The following is a 20,938-nucleotide window of genomic DNA, read 5'->3' as shown; positions in this document are numbered from 1 at the left end:
GGCGGCTACTTGGTCGCCAGCTGGGGGAACGCGGCCGCGGCGTCGGACGCGAGGCCGTACTGTCCCGACTTGCCGGCCTCCTGCTCGAGCAGTCCGAAGACAAGGCTGGCCTGACCCATGGGGAGCTCGGCGTTGTCGACGGTGGACAGCACCTTGGCCTGGTCGCCGTCCTCACGGGCGGTGCTGATCACGGAGGTGGCGTTGGTCCCTCCCGACGCTGCGCTCTGGGCGATGAGGACCGCTCCGGCCCCCGCCCCGTCGAGCGCACCCGCCAGTCGGCTCAGGCCCGTCGCGCGCTGTTCGCGGGCCGTGGCGTCGGAACCGGTCACCGGTCCCGCCACGATGACGGCGATGGAGGACACCCCCACCTGGTCGGGGGTGTAGCGGATGAGGTCGCCCGTGCGCAGACCCTCGAGGGCTGCGGCGGCGCCCGCCGACGTCGAGCCCGCCTTGGCCAGCACCGACCGCGCGAGCACGTCGTTGACGACGTCCCCGCCGGACTGGTCCACAGGCACCCCGACCTGGCTGGCCAGCTGCTGGCCGAGGGTCGCCCGGAACGCGGCCTTGTCGGGGTCGATCCAGTTGTCCTGCACCGAGATCGTCGAGCCGACCACGGCACCTGCAATGGCCAGCGTGCCCTGCGTCGTCTTGACGAGGTTCGCGTCCGCACCGGGCAGCACGACGACAGTCACCGTCGTGCCCTTGAGCCGCTCCGCGAGCAGGCTGCGGTTGCTCGCGGAAGTGAACTCGTCACGGGCCTTGGTGCCCTTCTCGGCCACGTCGAGCTCACCCCGCAGCGCAGCCTTGTCGGCTCGCAGGTTCTTCACCTCTGAGGTGAGCGTGTTGCCGATGTCCTCCTTGAGCGGGCCGGCGCCGAGCACGATGCCCACAGCCAGGGCCATGAAGATCGAGACGATCGAGACGAGGTGGTAGCGAAAGTCGATCACGTGAGGATTCCTACGACGAAGGACCAGAAGTCGTCCCAGCGGGCGCCGAGCACCTGGAGGAACGCGCGCCCACCCGTCGTGGACCACAGCGCGGCGAGCAGGGCGCTGAGACCCACGAGCAACATGAGCGTGAGGGCAAGATTGGAGATGCGCGAGCGGTAGAGTCGGCTGACCCCCTTGGCGTCGATGAGCTTGCCACCCACGCGCAGCCTGGTGAGGAAGGTGCTGGCCATCCCGCTGCGACCCTTGTCGAGGAACTCGACCAGGGTGGCGTGGGTGCCGACGGCCACGATCAGCTCGGCACCCTTGTCATCGGCGAGCAGCATGGCGACGTCCTCGCTGGTCCCGGTGGCGGGGAAGACGACAGGTTCGACGCCCAGCCGCCGAACCCTCTCCAGCCCGGGGGCATTGCCGTCGCGGTAGGCGTGGACGACGATCTCGGCGCCGCAGCGCAATGTCGAGTCGGACACCGAGTCCATGTCGCCGACGACCAGGTCCGGCTTGAGCCCGACCTCGAGGAGCGCGTCGGCACCCCCGTCCACGCCGATGAGGACCGGACGGTACTCGCGGATGTAGCTGCGCAACATGCGCAGGTCTTCCTTGTAGTGGTAGCCGCGCACGACGATCAACGCGTGCCGACCGTCGATCTTGGTCGTGATGTCGGGGACACCGACACCGTCGAGCAGGAGGTCGCGCTCCCGGCGGAGGTACTCCATCGTGTTGGCTGCGAACGCCTCGAGCTGGACGGCCAGCCCAGCCCTGGCCTCGACCATGGACGACGCGACCAGCTCGTGGTCGAAGGCCTGGCCCTTGGCGACGACCTCGTCGCCCACCCAGATCTGGTCGCCCTCGATGCGGACCTGCTGACCTTCGTGCAGGTCGTGCATGACGTCCTTGCCGACGTTGTCGATCAGCGGGACGCCCGCGTCCACGAGAATCTCGGGCCCCAGGTTGGGGTAGCGCCCGGAGATCGACGGTGCCGCGTTGATCACCGCGGCCGGCCGACAGGCGAGCAACGCCTCGGCACTGACCTTGTCGATGTCCTGGTGGTCGATCACCGCGATCTCACCAGGTCGCAGGCGCTTGGTGAGGTTCTTGGTGCGGGCGTCCACGCGGACCAGCCCGCGTACCCCCGGGGTCTCGGGGTCGCGGGCGCGTTGGCGGGGGAACTTCAAAGGCATGGTGTTCCATCCTCCCATGGGCCCTTGCGTCTGCCGCGAGCCCCCACGCGGGAGCCCGAGGGCGACTTCGATCACGCCGACGGTCAGCCCGCTGCTGCGCGGGCCCGGTGGTCAGACGCGGACAGTGGAGGTGGGGGCGGCAGCCGCCCGCCGGGAGGCGGTCTCCTCGACGAGCTCGCGGGCGTGGTCGAGAGCCGTGCCGGTGTCGACCCCGGCCATCATCCGCGCCAGCTCGCGGAGCCGCTCGTCGCCGTCGAGCGCGTGCACGCCACTGGACGTGATGTGCCCGTCGCTGGACTTGCGGACCACGAGGTGCCGGTCGGCGTAGGCAGCCACCTGTGGCAGGTGGGTCACCACCACGACCTGGGCGTGCTGGGCGAGCGCGGCCAGCCGCGCGCCGACGTCGAGCGCGGCAGCCCCTCCGACCCCGGCATCGACCTCGTCGAACACGAAGGTGGGGACGTCGGTCCCCCCGGCAGCGCCGGTGACCACCTCGAGGGCCAGCATCACCCGCGACAGCTCACCGCCGGAGGCCGCCTTGGCCACAGTCCGGGCGGGACTGCCGGGGTTGGCCGCCAGCAGGATCTCGACGTCGTCGCCGCCGTGGCCGGCCAGGCCGGCGGACCGGGGGCGCACGGCGACGTCGACCGTCGCCTGACCCATCGCCAGGTGGGCGAGCTCTCCGGTCACTGCGCCAGCGAGGCGCTTGGCCGCGGCACCCCGTGCCTTGGTCAGAGCTCGTGCCGCGTCTGCGCGCTCCTGGGTCAGCCGGACCACCTCGGGCTCCAGGGCCTCGATCCGGCTGTCCGAGCCCATGAGGGTGTCCAGCCGCTGCGCCGAGAGGCGGCCCCACTCCAGGACGTCGTCGATCGTCTCGCCGTACTTGCGGGTCAGCGCCGTGAGGTCGGCGCGGCGCTGCTGCACCCACGCCATCCGGGCGGGGTCGACCTCCACGTCGGTGAGGTACGCGCTCAGGTCGGCCGCCAAATCGGCCGCCAGGTAGCCCAGATCGGCCAGCCGACGGTCCAGCTCACGCAGGGCTGGGTCGTGCTCGACCTCGCCCGTGAGGGCCTGACGCGCCGCGGCGATCCTCTCGACCGCGCTGGGGGCCGGCTCCGCGGCATACTCCTCGCCCGCGAGGTGGTCGTGGGCGAGGGACGCGGCCCGGCGAAGGCCCTCGGCGTGGCCGAGGCGCTCGTCCTCGACGCGCAGATCGCCATCCTCGCCAGACTGCGGGTCGACCTGCTCGAGCTGCTCGAGCCCGTGCTGAAGCACCTCGATCTCGCGAGCCCGGTCGCGGGCCTGCTCGCGCAGTCCGGCCAGCTCGGCCGCCGCCGCCTGATGCGCGTCATAGACGTCGGTGTAGCGCTGCAGGACCTTGTGCAGGGGCGCTCCCCCGAACTGGTCGAGGACGGCGCGGTGCTGGTCGCTCTGCCGGAGCCGCCACTGGTCGGCCTGGCCATGGACGGCCACGAGGTGCTCGCCGATCTCGCTGAGCACACCCACGGGAGCCGTCCGCCCACCGACGTGGGCCCTCGACCGGCCCTCAGCCGACACCGAACGCACCAGCACCAGGCCGTCTGTCACGTCGGCTCCTGCCTCGGCAGCCCGCACCGCCGCGGGATGGTCGGACGCCACGTCCACGACACCCTCGACCACGGCGGTGCCTGCACCGGCGCGCACGAGTCCGGCGTCCGCGCGGGCGCCGAGGAGCAGTCCCAGGCCGGTCACCACCATGGTCTTGCCGGCGCCGGTCTCACCCGTGACGACGTTGAGCCCGGGGTGCAGCTCGAGGACGGCGTCGTCGATGACGCCGAGTCCCTGGATCCTCAGTTCGGACAGCACGGTGCACAGCCTCTCACGCACGACCGACGCCGACGGTCAGGCTGGCGGTGGGGCTTCACCCCTGCTGGGGAAGGTGACCTGCTCGGGCGGCATCCTCGCGCCGTGCCTCGCCGCGCCAGCCGTGGATGGACAGGTCGAACTTGGCCACCAACCGGTCGGTGAACGGTGAGGTGGTGAGCCGGGCCAGCCGGACCGGTGTCTGCGACCGCACCACCTCGATGCGGGCGCCCGGTGGCAGGTCTACGGCGCGTCGGCCGTCGCACCAGAGCGCCCCGGTGCCGAGGGTGTCGGGGACGACCTCGAGGGCGAGGTGCGAGTTGGGTCCGAGCACCATGGGCCGGGCGAAGAGGGCGTGCGCGCTGATCGGGACCAGCAGGAGGGCTTCGACGTCGGGCCAGACCACCGGCCCTCCGGCGGAGAACGCGTAGGCCGTCGACCCGGTGGGCGTCGCGACGACCACACCGTCGCACCCCCAGGTGGTGAGGGGACGACCGTCGATCTCGGCGACGACCTCCAACATGCGTTCGCGGTTGGCCTTCTCGACGGTGACCTCGTTGAGCGCCCAGCTCGTGTAGACGGGATCGCCGTTGACGTGCGCCGTCACCTCGAGGGTCATGCGTTCCTCGACGGAGTACGTCCTGGCGACGATGTGCTCCACCGTGGCGTCGATGTCCTCGCGCTCGGCCTCGGCGAGGAAGCCCACGTGGCCGAGGTTGACGCCGAGCAGCGGCGCCCCGGTCCCCCGCGACACCTCGGCCCCGCGCAGGATGGTGCCGTCCCCACCGAGCACGCAGACCAGCTCGCACCCCTCTGCCGCGGCATTGCCGTCGTCGACCAGGGTGACGCCCGGGTGCTGGGACAGCTTCACGGCGGTGGCTTCGTCACGCTGGACGACCACCTCGATGCCGGCGGCGTAGAGGCGCTTGACGACCTCCGCCGCGACGTCCTGGGCCTCCTGGCGACGCGGGTGGGCCACGAGCAGGACCTTGCGGCGCTGCGTGGTACTCCCTGGGCTCACGGTGCTCTCCCCACGATGTCGTCGGTCACGGTGCGGTCACCTCGTCGGCTCTGCTCACCAGAGCCTCCCACCCCATCGACTCGGCGTCGCGGGGGGTCAGCCACAACAGGTACTCCGCGTTGCCCTCGCTGCCCTCGATCGGGCTCCTGGCCAGGGCTCGCGGATGCAGCCCGGCCGCCACGGCTGCGCGGGCGACTTCGGTGACGGCCCAGGCCCGATCACCCTGGGTGCGGACGATGCCACCCTTGCCCAGCCGGGTGCGACCCACCTCGAACTGGGGCTTGACCAGCACCATCGCGTCGCCGGTGTCGAGGAGCAGCCCGCGAAAAGTGTCGAGGACCAGGGTGAGCGAGATGAAGCTCAGGTCGGCGACGAGCAGCTCGACCGCTCCCCCGACCTCGTCAGCGGAGAGGCCGCGGACGGTCGTGCGCGACCGGTCGGTGACCCTCGCGTCGGCGGCCAGCTCAGGCACCAGCTGGCCGTGCCCGACGTCGAGGGCGACCACGTGGGCGGCGCCGTGGTGCAGCAGCACCTGGGTGAACCCGCCGGTCGACGCGCCCACGTCGAGGCATCGCTTGCCTGCCACCGTGAGCCCTGCGGATCCGAAGGCCTCCAACGCACCCACGAGCTTGTATGCCGCGCGGCTCACCCACCGCGGCCCCTCCTCGCGCACCTCGATGTGCTGGTCGGCGGCGACCGGGGTGGCCGGCTTGGCAGCGGGCTTGCCCCCGATGCTCACGTCACCAGCGTCGATCAGGGCACGGGCGTGCCCCCTGGACCGCGCCAGTCCACGCCGGACGAGCTCGAGGTCGAGCCGGGCCGGGTCGCTCACTCGCCGCCGAGGTCGGACAGCCGCGACTGGAGGGTCTGCTGCACTCGCTGGCCTGCCTCGATCTGGGCGTCGAGGTCGTCGCTGGGTGCGTCCTTGAGGTCCTGCAAGGACGCGTCGATCACGATGTCGCCGGTGGCCTGGTCGCCCAAGCCCGTGCCGAGTGACTCGGCGCGGTCGGTCGGGTTCTCGTGCCGGGAGGCGCGGGCAACCTCGGCACGATGGCTGGTGTCCGGTGCTTCAGCCTGGACGTCACTCGGTGCATCGGGCTCGACGGCCGCGACGGTCTCGTCAGGGTTCTGGTCGGTCACTCTGAGGCCTTCTTGGCAGTCGTGGAAGTCTTCGCGGTCGTGGACTTCTTGGTGGCGGCCTTCGTCGCCGTGCTCTTCGTGGCGGTGGCCTTCTTCGCGGTCGCGTTCCTCGCCGTGGCCTTCGTGGCTGTGGCCTTCTTCGCGGTGGCCTTCTTCGCGGTGGCCTTCTTCGCGGTGGCCTTCTTCACGGCCGGCGCAGTCGTGGTCGCTGTGGTCTTCTTCGCCGTGGCCTTCTTGGCGGTCGCCTTCTTGGCGGTGGTCTTCTTCGCCGCAGCCTTCTTCACGGTCCGCGCACTGGCGCTGCGCGCAGCCCCCGTGGCGGCGGTCTTCTTGGCTGCGGACTTCCTGGGGGCGGGAGTAGCGGGAGGTGCGGGCGCGGCGGACGTCGACACAGATGCCGGCTCAGCGGCGGGTGCCGGTGCCCGGTGGGCCGTCGTCACCGCTCCCGACACGCCGACCGAGCGAGCGAGCGGACTGCGCGAGGCTCCGGCGACCGCAGCCGCACCGGTGGCGGTGAGCATCGCCCGCAGCTCGGCCAGCTCCTTGGTGACCAGCGTCAACGCCGCCCTGGCAGCATCCACGTCGGCAACGCGGGCTACGTCTGCCCTCTTCAGGGCAGATTCCACCTCACCCTGCACGAGGGTGAGCAGGTTCGCCCGGTTGGCGCGCGCAGCCTCGAGCAGCTGGTCGGCGAGTGTCGAGGCCTGGACTGCCCGGCGGGTGACCTCGTCGGCTCCGGGGAGCGCCAGCAGCCCCTGGGCTGCCTCCATCGCCCTGGCCTTGGTCATCTCGCCCAGCCCACTGGCGAGCTGCACATAGCTGCGCACTGATTCGAAAGCCACGATGGTCCTCCTCGACGGAGCGGCGGGATGCCGCTCGCGCCCCTCACGCTACTGCCACGCGTCGATCTCGGGAACGAGTCTGCGCACCGCGTCGAGATCGAGCTCCTCGTGGTCGAGCGCCTCGTGCAGGCAGGCCGTTCCCGCTCGAGCGGACTCGATGGGACTCCCGACGCTGGCAACGTCCCACGCACCGTCGATGATGCGACGGCGGTCCGCGCCACACACCCACCAGACGTAGTCGGTCTCCGCCGACTGGTAGGGCTCCGTGAGTGCGCGCAGGTCCTCGAGAAGATACGTGGGACGCAACGCGGCCGGCGCCACGGCCAGGCTGGACACCGTGTCGACCCCGGTCAGCACCAGTGCCGAGTCCATTCCTGCCTCCACGGCCCCGGCGACATCCGTGTCCAGGCGATCACCGACGGCCAGCACCTGGGCCGGCGACCGGTCGAGGCGTTGCGCGCAGAGCTGGTACAACGGCGCATGCGGCTTGCCGACCACGAGCGGGTCGCGGCCCGTAGCACGTTGCACCGCCGAGACGAGGGTGCCGTTCCCCGGAGCAGTCCCGCGGTGGGTCGGCAGGGTGCCGTCGGTGTTGGTCGCCACCCAGACAGCGCCCGCAGACACGGCATAGGCAGCCTCCGCGAGGTCCGCCGCGGTGACGGACGGCCCGTAGCCCTGGAGCACGCCGGCCACCGCGAGGTCCGGCTCGTCGCGCGTCTGCTGGGGCGTCGCCACCGTGAAGCCTTGGTTCTGGAGTGCTTCTCGAACACCCACACCGCCGATCGCCAGGACTCTCGATCCTGCGGGCAGCAGCCCTGACAAGGCGACGGCACCGGCCTGCGAACTGGTCGCGACATCGCGTCCGGTCACGTGGAGGCCGAGGTCGGTGAGGTGCGCCGCGACCTCCTCGGGCGGGCGCGAGGCGTTGTTGGTGGCGTACACGATGGGCACGGTCAACGCGGTCAACGCGGTGACAGCGTGGTCCACCGCCTCGGGTCCGCGGTAGACCACCCCGTCGAGGTCACAGACCACCGCGGCATACCGCTCCACCAACCCGGGCACGCTAGCGGGCGTCCTCGCGGGGAGCCCTTCCGCCAGCGGACGGGGTGTCTGCGGCGCTCTCGCCCTCGTCCGCGTCGTCCTCTTCACCCTCGAGCAGGTCGGTCAGGATGACGCCGTCCAGCTCGGCGAGACGCTCGGCGGCGTCGGTCTCCAGGTCGTCGTCAGCGTCGGCCGCCCGCGCGAACCACTCTCGGGCGTCGTCCTCACGGCCGAGGGCCAGGAGCGTCTCGGCGTAGGCATAGGACAACCGCGCCGTCCAGGGCTTGCGCCCCGCCTTGAGCTGGGGAATCTCCAGCGCCAGCTGGGCAGCCTCCAGCTGACCGAGGTCGCGACGGATGCCGGAGATCACGATGGCCAGCTCGACCCGGTCCTCCACGGCCAGGGTCTTCGCCTCCGGAGACATGGCGAGCTCGAGGGCGCGCTCCTGCCGGCCGAGACCGCGTTCGCAGTCGACCATGAGCGCGAGCAGGTGCGAGGAGCCGCTGAGTCGGCGCGCGGTGCGGAACTCGCTGAGGGCCCGTGCCCACTCCCCCTTGCGGTACGCCACCAGGCCGAGCGCCTCGCGGGCGGCCGGGACTCGTCCAGCCCGACGAACCGCTGTCTCGGCGTGGGCCTCAGCGCTCTCGAGGTCGTCCACCTCGAGCAGGGCCGCGGCCATCACCAGGTGTTGCGCGACCCCCTCGGCATTCTCCTTGCTCAGGGTGCGCAGCTGCTGGTGCACCGAACGATCCAGCTCCTTGCCCGTCACACCATCGGCGATGCGAGGTTCCGGCAGCTTGGGCTTCTTCGGGGCCAGACGTGGACCGCCGCGCTCGCCATTGTCGAACGCACTGGCATCCCGTGACCCACCGCGAGGTGCCGAACCGCCGCGGGACGCGGACGCGCCACGCGGGCTCGATCCACCTCGACCACCGCGGTCGCTGCCAGGGCGTCCGTTGGAGGGGCGACCACCGGTGGGACGACCACCACCCGATGAGGGACGACGGTCCTGGCCACCTCGGCCTGGCTGGTTCTCGGGCACGATCTGCTCCTCGCTATGCACGTAATCGGTCGCAGTCTACGGACTGCGGTCATCCCGGGGCACCACCGCCCACGGGCTGCGGGCCCTGGGCCGGGGCTCATGCCCCGGGAATCAAAGGCAAAAGGGAATGCAAAAGGGCCATCCCCGATGGGGATGGCCCTTTTGAAAGTATGTCCGGCTGCGTCCTACTCTCCCACACCGTAACCAGTGCAGTACCATCGGCGCTGAAGGGCTTAGCTTCCGGGTTCGGAATGGAGCCGGGCGTTTCCCCTTCGCTATGACAGCCGAAACTCTATGGAGATATCAATCAGTGGTTCAGTTTCCCGACCGTATCTCGGGAACCACACAGTGGACGCGTAGCATCTTTGTAATCAAGTTATCGGCTTATTAGTACCAGTCAGCTACATGCATTACTGCACTTCCACGTCTGGCCTATCAACCCAGTAGTCTAGCTGGGAGCCTCTCGGACCTAAGTCCATGGAAACCTCATCTTGAAGCACGCTTCCCGCTTAGATGCTTTCAGCGGTTATCGTTTCCGAACGTAGCTAATCAGCCGTGCTCTTGGCAGAACAACTGACACACCAGAGGTTCGTCCATCCCGGTCCTCTCGTACTAGGGATAGCCCTTCTCAAGTTTCCTACGCGCACAGCGGATAGGGACCGAACTGTCTCACGACGTTCTAAACCCAGCTCGCGTACCGCTTTAATGGGCGAACAGCCCAACCCTTGGGACCTACTCCAGCCCCAGGATGCGACGAGCCGACATCGAGGTGCCAAACCATGCCGTCGATATGGACTCTTGGGCAAGATCAGCCTGTTATCCCCGGGGTACCTTTTATCCGTTGAGCGACGGCGCTTCCACAAGCCACCGCCGGATCACTAGTCCCGACTTTCGTCCCTGCTCGACATGCCTGTCTCACAGTCAAGCTCCCTTGTGCACTTACACTCAAAACCTGATTGCCAACCAGGCTGAGGGAACCTTTGGGCGCCTCCGTTACCTTTTAGGAGGCAACCGCCCCAGTTAAACTACCCACCAGGCACTGTCCCTGATCCGGATCACGGACCGAGGTTAGATATCCAGAACGACCAGAGTGGTATTTCAACGTTGACTCCACCGACACTGGCGTGCCGGCTTCAAAGTCTCCCACCTATCCTACACAAGCCGTACCGAACACCAATACCAAGCTGTAGTAAAGGTCCCGGGGTCTTTCCGTCCTGCTGCGCGTAACGAGCATCTTTACTCGTAGTGCAATTTCGCCGAGTTCGTGGTTGAGACAGTGGAGAAGTCGTTACGCCATTCGTGCAGGTCGGAACTTACCCGACAAGGAATTTCGCTACCTTAGGATGGTTATAGTTACCACCGCCGTTTACTGGGGCTTAAATTCTGAGCTTCGTCCCGAAGAACTAACCCGTCCTCTTAACCTTCCAGCACCGGGCAGGCGTCAGTCCGTATACATCGTCTTGCGACTTCGCACGGACCTGTGTTTTTAGTAAACAGTCGCTTCTCCCTGGTCTCTGCGGCCGATCACGCTCGGGCAGCAAGTGCCGTCACGATCAGGGCCCCCCTTCTCCCGAAGTTACGGGGGTATTTTGCCGAGTTCCTTAACCACGATTCACTCGATCGCCTTGGTATTCTCTACCTATCCACCTGAGTCGGTTTGGGGTACGGGCGGCTCGAACCTCGCTAGAAGATTTTCTTGGCAGCATAGGATCACTGATTTCACCCATACGGGTTACCCATCAGGTCTCAGGATATGTGTGAGACGGATTTGCCTATCTCACTCCCTACACCCTTAGACGTGGACTACCATCGCCACGCTCAGCTACCTTCCTGCGTCTCTCCATCGCTTGACTAGTACTAGATCGGGTCGCGCGCTCCACTCGAATCAGTCCGAAGACGTCATCGAGCTTCAGGCGCTTAGCATCACTAGGTTCGTCATGGGCGGTTCTTCGCCGGTTCCGGAATATCAACCGGATGTCCATCGACTACGCCTGTCGGCCTCGCCTTAGGTCCCGACTTACCCAGGGCAGATTAGCTTGACCCTGGAACCCTTGGATATTCGGCGGACGGGTTTCTCGCCCGTCATTCGCTACTCATGCCTGCATTCTCACTCGTGTGGCCTCCACGGCTGGATCACTCCGCCGCTTCCCTGGCCACACGACGCTCCCCTACCCATCAACACGCTTGGACCGTGGATCCTCAGATGTCACGGCCGGGCAAAGTGTCAATGCCACAGCTTCGGTGGTGTGCTTGAGCCCCGCTACATTGTCGGCGCGGAATCACTTGACCAGTGAGCTATTACGCACTCTTTAAAGGGTGGCTGCTTCTAAGCCAACCTCCTGGTTGTCAATGCAACTCCACATCCTTTCCCACTTAGCACACGCTTAGGGACCTTAGATGGTGGTCTGGGCTGTTTCCCTCTCGACTACGGAGCTTATCCCCCGCAGTCTCACTGCCACGCTCTCACTTACCGGCATTCGGAGTTTGGCTAACGTCAGTAACCTGGTGAGGCCCATTAGCTATCCAGTAGCTCTACCTCCGGTAAGAAACACGTGACGCTGCACCTAAATGCATTTCGGGGAGAACCAGCTATCACGGAGTTTGATTGGCCTTTCACCCCTACCCACAGCTCATCCCCTCAGTTTTCAACCTAAGTGGGTTCGGTCCTCCACGACGTCTTACCGTCGCTTCAACCTGGCCATGGGTAGATCACTCCGCTTCGGGTCTAGACCCAGCGACTAAATCGCCCTATTCGGACTCGCTTTCGCTACGGCTTCCCCACACGGGTTAACCTCGCCACTGAGCACTAACTCGCAGGCTCATTCTTCAAAAGGCACGCTGTCACCCCACAAGGAGGCTCCAACGGATTGTAGGCAAACGGTTTCAGGATCTATTTCACTCCCCTCCCGGGGTACTTTTCACCTTTCCCTCACGGTACTTGTCCGCTATCGGTCACCAGGGAATATTTAGGCTTAGCGGGTGGTCCCGCCAGATTCACACGGGATTTCTCGGGCCCCGTGCTACTTGGGATACTTCTCTGGAGTGCACATCATTTCGTCTACGGGGGTCGCACCCTCTGTGCCGGGCCTTTCAATGCCCTTCGACTATAACGCGCATTTTTGACTCCATGTCAGAATGTCAGTACTGACTGAAAAGTCCCACGACCCCGACCATGCAACGCCTGACAGCTATCACACATGATCGGTTTAGCCTGTTCCGCTTTCGCTCGCCACTACTCACGGAATCGCGGTTGCTTTCTCTTCCTGTGGGTACTGAGATGTTTCACTTCCCCACGTTCCCTCTACCCGCCCTATGTGTTCAGGCGGGAGTGACTGGACTTGCCTCCAGCCGGGTTTCCCCATTCGGAAATCCTCGGATCACAGTCTGGTTATCGACTCCCCGAGGCTTATCGCAGATTCCTACGTCCTTCTTCGGTTCCTGGTGCCAAGGCATCCACCGTTTGCCCTTATAAACTTGAGTTTACAAAGATGCTCGCGTCCACTGTGTAGTTCTCAAGGTACGGGCGGCCCCTTCCCCGTGTCGGTGCCTACCGCAGTGTGTCTGTTCAACAGCACCGTGCGGTGGTTCATCCGTGGGAAGGGTCCTGGCCGATCTACCGGCCTGAGGTTCAAGCTTTCGCCCGAAGCCCTCAGGACCCAACAACGTGTCAGGCGCCGGCACCCTCTCGGTCGCGTTCCCAGTCCGAAGACCTGTACTTGCTTGCGAGATGATGTCAGCGCCAAATAATCGATGTTCCACCCTTGAGCTCCTGGTGTAGGACGTACGCCTACAGACCAGGCTCTGGATCGCTTTCGCGACCAGTGCTCCTTAGAAAGGAGGTGATCCAGCCGCACCTTCCGGTACGGCTACCTTGTTACGACTTAGTCCCAATCGCCAGTCCCACCTTCGACGGCTCCCCCTCAAAGAGTTGGGCCACCGGCTTCGGGTGTTACCGACTTTCGTGACTTGACGGGCGGTGTGTACAAGGCCCGGGAACGTATTCACCGCAGCGTTGCTGATCTGCGATTACTAGCGACTCCGACTTCATGGGGTCGAGTTGCAGACCCCAATCCGAACTGAGACCGGTTTTTTGGGATTCGCTCCACCTCGCGGTTTCGCAGCCCTTTGTACCGGCCATTGTAGCATGCGTGAAGCCCAAGACATAAGGGGCATGATGATTTGACGTCATCCCCACCTTCCTCCGAGTTGACCCCGGCAGTCTCCTATGAGTCCCCACCATTACGTGCTGGCAACATAGAACGAGGGTTGCGCTCGTTGCGGGACTTAACCCAACATCTCACGACACGAGCTGACGACAACCATGCACCACCTGTATGCGAGTGTCCAAAGAGTTCTGCATCTCTGCAGCGTTCTCGCATATGTCAAGCCTTGGTAAGGTTCTTCGCGTTGCATCGAATTAATCCGCATGCTCCGCCGCTTGTGCGGGCCCCCGTCAATTCCTTTGAGTTTTAGCCTTGCGGCCGTACTCCCCAGGCGGGGAACTTAATGCGTTAGCTGCGGCACGGATCTCGTGGAATGAGACCCACACCTAGTTCCCAACGTTTACGGCATGGACTACCAGGGTATCTAATCCTGTTCGCTCCCCATGCTTTCGCTTCTCAGCGTCAGTAGTGGCCCAGAGACCTGCCTTCGCCATCGGTGTTCCTCCTGATATCTGCGCATTTCACCGCTACACCAGGAATTCCAGTCTCCCCTACCACACTCTAGTCTGCCCGTACCCACTGCAAGTCCGGGGTTGAGCCCCGGATTTTCACAGCAGACGCGACAAACCGCCTACAAGCTCTTTACGCCCAATAATTCCGGACAACGCTCGCACCCTACGTATTACCGCGGCTGCTGGCACGTAGTTAGCCGGTGCTTCTTCTGCAGGTACCGTCACTTTCGCTTCTTCCCTGCTGAAAGAGGTTTACAACCCGAAGGCCGTCATCCCTCACGCGGCGTCGCTGCATCAGGCTTTCGCCCATTGTGCAATATTCCCCACTGCTGCCTCCCGTAGGAGTCTGGGCCGTGTCTCAGTCCCAGTGTGGCCGGTCGCCCTCTCAGGCCGGCTACCCGTCGTCGCCTTGGTGAGCCATTACCTCACCAACAAGCTGATAGGCCGCGAGTCCATCCCAGACCGAAAAACTTTCCAGACGATAGCCATGCAGCTTCGTCTCGTATCCGGTATTAGCTCCGGTTTCCCGGGGTTATTCCAGAGTCTGGGGCAGGTTACTCACGTGTTACTCACCCGTTCGCCACTGATCAGGTAGGAGCAAGCTCCCACCGTCACCGTTCGACTTGCATGTGTTAAGCACGCCGCCAGCGTTCGTCCTGAGCCAGGATCAAACTCTCCATTGATGTTTAGCTCGTGGTCCGAAGACCACGAAACTGCTACCCAAGAAGGGTTGTTTCACTGACTGAGCAAGAACAACTAGCTATTGCTAGAAATTCATTGTCAACCAAAGGATTTTCGTTCGACGTGACTGCATCCCCAAGCCGTAGGCCCGGTTCGCTGCCACCTCGAGACGAGGTAATTGGCATCGATTTTTGACACGCTGTTGAGTTCTCAAGGTTCGGACGCGCACCATCGACTGACCTTTCGGTCTGTCTCCGGGGCAACCCTTCAAAGTTACTCGCATCGCTCTTGGGCGTCAAATCCTTGCGCTTCCAGCTGGAAGCGGTGGATCGAGCGCGCTTGGCTCTCCGCGAGGTGTCCCACTCTAGCAGGCTGTCTCTGTTTCCAGAAACTCGCTGTCCGGCGTCCGACTGCCCTTTCAGGCGGTGCGGATGCCCTCCGGCGAAGCGCTTGCTTTGCGGCGGGGCGCCCACTGTAGCAGTCTCTCGACCCGCTCCTGACCACCCTTGCGGGCGCTCCGAAGCGTCCTGGTTTCCCAGTTGCTGTTCGGTGGGGTCTGCCCCGGGACCGGCCTACTTCGCGTGAACTTTCGTTCACCGCGGTGGTGTCCGTTCCTCCCTGTCGGGCTGACGTCGAGAACAGTAGACGGCGCCTGCTGCAAAACACAAATCCGCTGGTCAGCGGCCTGTGGGCCTCAGGAACGCCGTCGCCCTGCGGCCAGGGACTTGCGGCCCCGGCGGAGCAGCGCCACCCGCCCGTGCAGGAAGTCGGACTCCTGCAGCACCTGCTCCGGGTCAACCAGCTTGACGTTGTTCAGCGAGGCGCCGCCGTCACCGATCGCCCGGCGGGCTGCGTTGCGGGAGTCCACCAGTCCCACCGCCACGAGGGCGTCGGTGACCGACGTCCCCACGGCCACCTCTCCGCCGGGCAGCTCGCCGGTCGCGTCGACGAGGGTCTGCTCATCGAGCGCCGACACGTCCCCCTTGCCGAACAGCGCCTCGGAGGCAGCCTGCACAGCGGCCGTCGCCGCCGCTCCGTGGACGAGCGTCGTCACATCGGCCGCCAGGGCCTTCTGCGCCTCACGCAGGAACGGCTTCTCCGCCAGCGACTTCTCGAGCTCCGCGATCTGAGGGGCCGACCTGTCGGTGAAGACCTTGAGCAGCGTGACCACCGAGGCGTCCTCGGTGTTGATCCAGTACTGGTAGAAGGCGTAGGGGCTGGTCATCTCGGGGGACAGCCAGATGGCGTTGCCCTCGCTCTTGCCGAACTTGTTGCCGGCGGCATCCGTGAGCAGGGGCGTCGTCAGCAGGTGCACCGACTCGCCCTCCACCCGGTGGATCAGGTCTGACCCCGCGGTGAGGTTGCCCCACTGGTCCTGCCCACCGGTCTGCAGCGTGCAGCCGTAGTCGCGGAACAGCTGGAGGTAGTCCAGGCCCTGCAGCAGCTGGTAGCTGAACTCGGTGTAGGAGATCCCCTCCTCGGAGTTCAGCCGGGCCGCCACCGCGTCCTTCTTCACCATCTGGTTGACCCGGAAGTGCTTCCCGATGTCACGCAGGAAGTCCAGGGCCGACATCGGGGCAGTCCAGTCGAGGTTGTTGACGAAGATCGCGGGGTTGTCCCCCTCCACGGACAGGAAGGGACGCACCTGCCGCTCGATGTTCGCCACCCACTCGGCGGTCTGCTCCTTCGTCTTGAGGACACGTTCGGACGAGGGTCGGGGGTCCCCGATCAGCCCGGTCGACCCGCCGACGAGACAGATGACCCGGTGTCCTGCTCGCTGCAGGTGTCGCATCACCACCAGCTGGACGAGGTTCCCGAAGTGCAGTGACGGTGCGGTGGGGTCGAAGCCGCAGTACGCCGTGATCGGCCCGTCGGCGAGGGCGTCGCGCAGCGCGGACTCGTCGGTGGTCTGGGCCACCAGTCCCCGCCACTGCAGCTCGTCGAGGATGTTGCTCACGGTGGGTCGCTCCTTCGCGTCGCACGACGTGCCGCGCTGTCGCGGCACGTCGCACAGCCTGCCCTATGCCGGTGACCGGCGTGCACGGGACGTGGTTGGTCGATTCGGTGCCGGTCGGTACGCCGAGACGGTGGGGTCACCGTCCAGCCAGAACCGCCAGGGGTATGCCGCGTCGTCACCCCCTGCACCGGACACCCCGACGCGGGGACCGGACCGGACGGGGTAGTCACGCGCGCCGCGGACCGGACCCTCCAGCGTGACGGGGCCACGCGGCATACAGGCGTCAAGGCCGGACTGCTCGCCGCGCAGGGCGAGGGTCGTCGCGAGGCGGGCCGGACCCCTCGCCCAGTCGCGACGCGCCACCCCGACGCGTCGGGAAGCCGCGAGGTCCTCGCCTGCCACCACCTCACCGGCGCGCAGGAGGACTGCGCTGGCCTCACCGCGCGGGCCGCACACGATGTTCGCGCACCAGTGCATGCCGTAGGTGAAGTAGACGTACAGGTGGCCGGCCGGGCCGAACATCACCTCCGTGCGCGGGGTCGGCCCACGAAAGGCGTGCGACCCGGGGTCAGACTCCCCGGCATACGCCTCGACCTCGGTGAGTCGCACGGTGACGCCCGCGTGCGTGATCGTGGCCCCGAGCAGGGCCGGAGCCACGTCGAGGACGTCGCCGGCGAAGAACGCCCGGGTCAGGCGCCGCGACGACGGATCTTGTTGCCCAGCCACACGACGGGATCGTAGTGGCGGTCGACGACACGCTCCTTGAGCGGGATGAGCGCGTTGTCGGTGATCTTGATGTGTTCGGGGCAGACCTCGGTGCAGCACTTGGTGATGTTGCAGTAGCCGAGCCCGTGCTCCTCCTTGGCCGCCGGACGGCGGTCTGCCGTGTCCAGCGGGTGCATGTCGAGCTCCGCGACCCGCATCAGGAAGCGCGGGCCCGCGAAGTTCGTCTTGTTGTCCTCGTGGTCGCGCACCACGTGGCAGACGTCCTGGCAGAGGAAGCACTCGATGCACTTGCGGAACTCCTGGCTCCGCTCCACGTCGACCTGCTGCATGCGGTACTCGCCGGGCTGCAGGTCCGCGGGCGGGGAGAACGCCTGCACCTCACGCGCCTTCTGGTAGTTGAAGGACACGTCGGTCACCAGGTCGCGCATCACCGGAAAGGTCCGCAGCGGCGTCACCGTGATGGTCTGGTCCTCCGTGAACGTGCTCATCCGGGTCATGCAGAGCAGTCGCGGCATGCCGTTGATCTCGGCGCTGCACGACCCGCACTTGCCGGCCTTGCAGTTCCAGCGCACCGCGAGGTCTGGCGTCTGGGTCGCCTGGAGCCGGTGGATGATGTCGAGGACGACCTCACCCTCGTTCACCTCCACCGCGTAGTCCTCGAGGCCACCGCCGCCGGCATCGCCCCGCCACACCCTGAACTTGGCCTCGTAGCTCATGACTGGTCACTCCCCTGCGCACTATGGGCACCGCCCGCGTCGAGGCGGGACAGTTCGGGTTCGGTGAGGTACTTGGACAGCTCGGTGCGCTCGAAGAGCTCGAGCAGGTCCTGGCGGATCTCGGGCACCGGCTGCCGCTTGAGCTGCACGCCGCCGGACTCGTCGAGCGTGCAGATCAGGTTGACCCCTCGCCACTGCGGGTCCATGGCCGGGAAGTCCTCGCGGGTGTGTCCACCGCGGGACTCGGTGCGCTCCAGTGCCGCGAGGGCGACGCAGCGGCACACCGCGAGCATGTTGCGGAGGTCGAGGGCGAGGTGCCATCCGGGGTTGAACTGCCGATGGCCTTCCACCCCAACGGATTTGGCGCGCTCGTCAAGGTCGTCAAGCATGTCGAGGGCCTCGCGGACCTCACCCTCACGCCGGATGATCCCGACGAGGTCGTTCATCTTCTGCTGGAGCTCCTGGTGGAGCGTGTAGGGATTCTCCGAGGCCTCCCGGAACGGCGCCAGTGCCGTCTCGGCGGCCTGGTCGACGTCGGCGTCGCTGATGGCGGGACGTGAGTTCCCCAGTGCACCAACGTATTCCGCCGCGCCAACACCCGCCCGGCGGCCGAAGACGAGCAGGTCCGACAGGCTGTTTCCGCCGAGGCGGTTGGAACCGTGCATGCCTCCAGCAACCTCGCCCGCGGCATACAGTCCGGGCACGCTGGTGGCCGCGGTGTCGGCGTCGACCTCGACGCCGCCCATGACGTAGTGGCACGTGGGGCCGACCTCCATGGGCTCGGCCGTGATGTCGACGTCGGCCAGCTCCTTGAACTGGTGGTGCATCGACGGGAGCCGTCGGCGGATCTCCTCGGCGGGCAGGCGCGTGGACACGTCCAGGAAGACGCCACCATGGGGTGAACTGCGCCCCTCCTTGACCTCGTTGTTGATGGCGCGGGCAACCTCGTCCCGGGGCAGCAGCTCTGGGGGTCGCTTGTTGTTCTCGGGGTCCTTGTACCAGCGGTCCGCCTCCTCCTCAGTGTCGGCGTACTGGCCACGGAAGACGTCGGGGACGTAGTCGAACATGAAGCGCTTCCCCTCGGAGTTGCGCAGCACTCCGCCGTCGCCGCGCACCGACTCGGTGACGAGGATGCCCTTGACCGAAGGCGGCCAGACCATGCCCGTGGGGTGGAACTGGATGAACTCCATGTTGACGAGCGAGGCGCCGGCGCGCAGGGCCAGCGCGTGGCCGTCGCCGGTGTACTCCCACGAGTTGCTGGTGACCTTGAAGGACTTGCCGATACCCCCCGTGGCGAGGATGACGGCCGGCGCAGAGAACAGCACGAAGCGGCCTGACTCGCGCCAGTAGCCGAACGCACCCGAGACGGCGCCGTCCTCGCCCTTGAGGATGTCGCTGATGGTGAGCTCGGCAAAGACCCGGAGCCGGCTCTCGTAGTCGCCGGTCTCGCGGTGGTCCTCCTGCTGGAGGCTGACGATCTTCTGCTGGAGGGTGCGGATCAGCTCGAGGCCGGTGCGGTCGCCGACGTGCGCGAGCCGGGGGTACTCGTGGCCCCCGAAGTTGCGCTGGCTGATCTTGCCGTCGGGAGTGCGGTCGAAGAGTGCGCCGTAGGTCTCGAGCTCCCACACCCTCATGGGGGCTTCCTTGGCGTGGAGCTCGGCCATCCGCGGGTTGTTGAGGAACTTGCCGCCACGCATCGTGTCGCGGAAGTGGGTCTCCCAGTTGTCCTTCGCGTTGGCGTTGCCCATCGACGCCGCGATGCCGCCCTCGGCCATGACCGTGTGCGCCTTGCCGAACAGGCTCTTGCAGATCACAGCGGTCCGCAGCCCCTGCTCGCGAGCCTCGATCGCCGCCCGCAGCCCGGCACCGCCGGCTCCGATGACGATGACGTCGTACTCGTGGCGTTCGAGGTCGGTCACAGGCGGTCCCTTAGTTGATGAGGCGGAGGTCGGAGATCGAGCCGGAAGCCACCAGCGCGATGTAGGCGTCGGTGACGACGAGGCTGCCGAGGGTCACCCAGGCGTAGGTCATGTGGCGGGCGTTGAGCTTGCCCACCAGGCCCCACGCCTTGTAGCGCAACGGGTGCTTGCTGAAGTGGTTGAGCCGCCCGCCCACGATGTTGCGACAGGAGTGGCAACCCAGCGTGTAGCACCACAGGAGCACGACGTTGGCCAGCAGGATCAGTGTGCCCAGACCCAGCCCGAAGCCGCCGTCCCTGCCGCGGAACGCGTGAAGCACGTCGTAGGTGTTGATGAGCGAGATCACCACGGCGGCGTAGAAGAAGTAGCGGTGCAGGTTCTGCATGATGAGCGGGAACCGGGTCTCCCCGGAGTAGGCTTGGTGCGCCTCGGGAACCGCACACGCGGGGGGGCTCACCCAGAACGAGCGGTAGTAGGCCTTGCGGTAGTAGTAGCAGGTCAGCCGGAAGAGCAGCAGGAACGGCAGCGTGAGCGCGGCGAACGGGATGAGCGCGGGCCACTCGCCGAAGGGCGTGCCGAAGTGGGTCGAGCCCGGGACGCACGAGGTGGACAGGCAGGGCGAGTAGAACGGCGTGAGGTAGCCGTAGTCGGCGACGAAGTAGTCCTTCTGGAGGCTCGCGCGAACCAGGCCATAGAGGAGCCAGGCCGTGAAGCAGACGAAGGTGACGAACGGCTGGAGCCACCAGCGGTCCTCGCGCAGCGTGCGAGCCGCGATGCGGGCCCGGCCTGGTGCATGAACGCCTCCGCTGAAGGGGACGTAGGCCACCTCAGTGGTCCCTGGAGGGGCCGACGCCCTCGTCCTCGGCGTCGGACCACAGGGAGGGGTCGTACTCCTCGTCCGTGATGAAGACGATCTCGCCCGGGCCTCCGGCGCGGTCCTGGGAGCCCACTCCGGCACCTCGGGCCACGAGGTCGACGTCGTCGGCAAGGCGCACGACGTCGTCGCGCAGCCGCTGGATGTCGATGGTGTTGCCGAGCTCCTTGGAGAGCGCGGTCACCGCCCGTCGGAGCCCGGCCACGTGTCCCGCAGCCGCCGTGAGGTCGTCGCTGACGCCCATGACACCTTCCCTTCGCAAGGAGGATGCGGATCGCCTGTGACCCGCGTCACGAACCTATCGCGTGGCTCCCGAGATTTCTCGGAAGCCGGC

Annotated in this window: 15 protein-coding genes and 3 rRNA genes; all 18 read right to left on the bottom strand. The window is 66.3% G+C overall.

The features are described from left to right. Window positions 1-5: 5 nt before the first annotated feature. Window positions 6-947 carry a copper transporter gene (locus AC1DS4_RS01520; RefSeq protein WP_477612681.1) on the bottom strand — a complete coding sequence of 314 codons (942 nt, stop codon included), beginning with the start codon at window positions 945-947 and terminating at the stop codon, window positions 6-8. After that, a complete protein-coding gene (gene steA / locus AC1DS4_RS01515) occupies window positions 944-2,128 on the bottom strand; it encodes a putative cytokinetic ring protein SteA (RefSeq protein ID WP_477612680.1) in 1,185 nt (394 codons plus the stop codon). The genes AC1DS4_RS01520 and steA overlap by 4 nt, the downstream gene beginning before the upstream one ends. Window positions 2,129-2,239: 111 nt before the next feature. Next, on the bottom strand, window positions 2,240-3,973 hold the full coding sequence (gene recN, locus AC1DS4_RS01510; RefSeq protein ID WP_477612679.1) for a DNA repair protein RecN: 1,734 nt from the start codon (window positions 3,971-3,973) through the stop codon (window positions 2,240-2,242). 55 nt (window positions 3,974-4,028) lie between these two features. After that, window positions 4,029-4,991 carry an NAD kinase gene (locus AC1DS4_RS01505; RefSeq protein WP_477632035.1) on the bottom strand — a complete coding sequence of 321 codons (963 nt, stop codon included), beginning with the start codon at window positions 4,989-4,991 and terminating at the stop codon, window positions 4,029-4,031. A gap of 25 nt (window positions 4,992-5,016) precedes the next feature. Next, complete coding sequence (locus AC1DS4_RS01500; protein ID WP_477632034.1) at window positions 5,017-5,823, bottom strand: TlyA family RNA methyltransferase; 807 nt, start codon at window positions 5,821-5,823, stop codon at window positions 5,017-5,019. After that, window positions 5,820-6,131 (bottom strand): hypothetical protein, encoded by a 312-nt coding sequence (locus AC1DS4_RS01495; RefSeq protein ID WP_477612676.1) that lies wholly within the window; start codon window positions 6,129-6,131, stop codon window positions 5,820-5,822. Before AC1DS4_RS01495 ends, AC1DS4_RS01500 begins: the two co-directional genes overlap by 4 nt. Beyond that, complete coding sequence (locus tag AC1DS4_RS01490; RefSeq protein ID WP_477632033.1) at window positions 6,128-6,973, bottom strand: hypothetical protein; 846 nt, start codon at window positions 6,971-6,973, stop codon at window positions 6,128-6,130. The genes AC1DS4_RS01495 and AC1DS4_RS01490 overlap by 4 nt, the downstream gene beginning before the upstream one ends. A 48-nt stretch (window positions 6,974-7,021) precedes the next feature. Continuing rightward, window positions 7,022-8,035, bottom strand: coding sequence for an HAD-IIA family hydrolase (locus AC1DS4_RS01485; RefSeq protein ID WP_477612674.1), 1,014 nt, complete (start codon window positions 8,033-8,035; stop codon window positions 7,022-7,024). A 1-nt stretch (window position 8,036) separates the two neighbouring features. Beyond that, window positions 8,037-8,783 (bottom strand): tetratricopeptide repeat protein, encoded by a 747-nt coding sequence (locus tag AC1DS4_RS01480; protein ID WP_477612673.1) that lies wholly within the window; start codon window positions 8,781-8,783, stop codon window positions 8,037-8,039. Window positions 8,784-9,228: 445 nt separating this feature from the next. Continuing rightward, window positions 9,229-9,345: ribosomal RNA gene (gene rrf / locus AC1DS4_RS01475) — 5S ribosomal RNA — on the bottom strand. Between the two features lie 78 nt (window positions 9,346-9,423). Beyond that, window positions 9,424-12,536: ribosomal RNA gene (locus AC1DS4_RS01470) — 23S ribosomal RNA — on the bottom strand. 352 nt (window positions 12,537-12,888) lie between these two features. Further along, window positions 12,889-14,414, bottom strand: a 16S ribosomal RNA gene (locus tag AC1DS4_RS01465). The 16S, 23S and 5S rRNA genes sit together here, the layout of an rRNA operon. Before the next feature lie 692 nt (window positions 14,415-15,106). Further along, window positions 15,107-16,369: a tyrosine--tRNA ligase gene (gene tyrS, locus AC1DS4_RS01460; protein ID WP_477613409.1), complete on the bottom strand. Its 1,263-nt coding sequence runs from the start codon at window positions 16,367-16,369 to the stop codon at window positions 15,107-15,109. A gap of 63 nt (window positions 16,370-16,432) precedes the next feature. Beyond that, window positions 16,433-17,095 (bottom strand): DNA-3-methyladenine glycosylase, encoded by a 663-nt coding sequence (locus AC1DS4_RS01455; RefSeq protein ID WP_477632031.1) that lies wholly within the window; start codon window positions 17,093-17,095, stop codon window positions 16,433-16,435. Beyond that, the gene (locus AC1DS4_RS01450; RefSeq protein WP_477612671.1) at window positions 17,059-17,811 is read right to left on the bottom strand and encodes a succinate dehydrogenase/fumarate reductase iron-sulfur subunit; all 753 of its coding nucleotides are present in this window, start codon (window positions 17,809-17,811) and stop codon (window positions 17,059-17,061) included. Before AC1DS4_RS01450 ends, AC1DS4_RS01455 begins: the two co-directional genes overlap by 37 nt. Next, a complete protein-coding gene (locus AC1DS4_RS01445) occupies window positions 17,808-19,730 on the bottom strand; it encodes a fumarate reductase/succinate dehydrogenase flavoprotein subunit (RefSeq protein WP_477632030.1) in 1,923 nt (640 codons plus the stop codon). Before AC1DS4_RS01445 ends, AC1DS4_RS01450 begins: the two co-directional genes overlap by 4 nt. 10 nt (window positions 19,731-19,740) lie before the next feature. Continuing rightward, entirely contained in the window at window positions 19,741-20,556 is an 816-nt protein-coding gene (locus AC1DS4_RS01440) for a hypothetical protein (protein ID WP_477632029.1), read from the bottom strand. Between the two features lies 1 nt (window position 20,557). Then, a complete protein-coding gene (locus AC1DS4_RS01435) occupies window positions 20,558-20,848 on the bottom strand; it encodes a hypothetical protein (RefSeq protein WP_477612668.1) in 291 nt (96 codons plus the stop codon). Window positions 20,849-20,938: the final 90 nt, after the last annotated feature.

The organism is Pedococcus sp. P3_C7, assembly GCF_056402615.1.
Note: the sequence above shows the minus strand (reverse complement) of the source record. Positions and strands in the feature narration are given on the sequence as shown.

What these genes read in the sequence shown, in the direction of transcription:
- AC1DS4_RS01435 (WP_477612668.1), bottom strand. Translation starts at nt 20,848, where the DNA reads ATGGGCGTCAGCGACGACCTCACGGCGGCTGCGGGACACGTGGCCGGG.
- AC1DS4_RS01450 (WP_477612671.1), bottom strand. Translation starts at nt 17,811, where the DNA reads ATGAGCTACGAGGCCAAGTTCAGGGTGTGGCGGGGCGATGCCGGCGGC.
- steA (WP_477612680.1), bottom strand. Translation starts at nt 2,128, where the DNA reads ATGCCTTTGAAGTTCCCCCGCCAACGCGCCCGCGACCCCGAGACCCCG.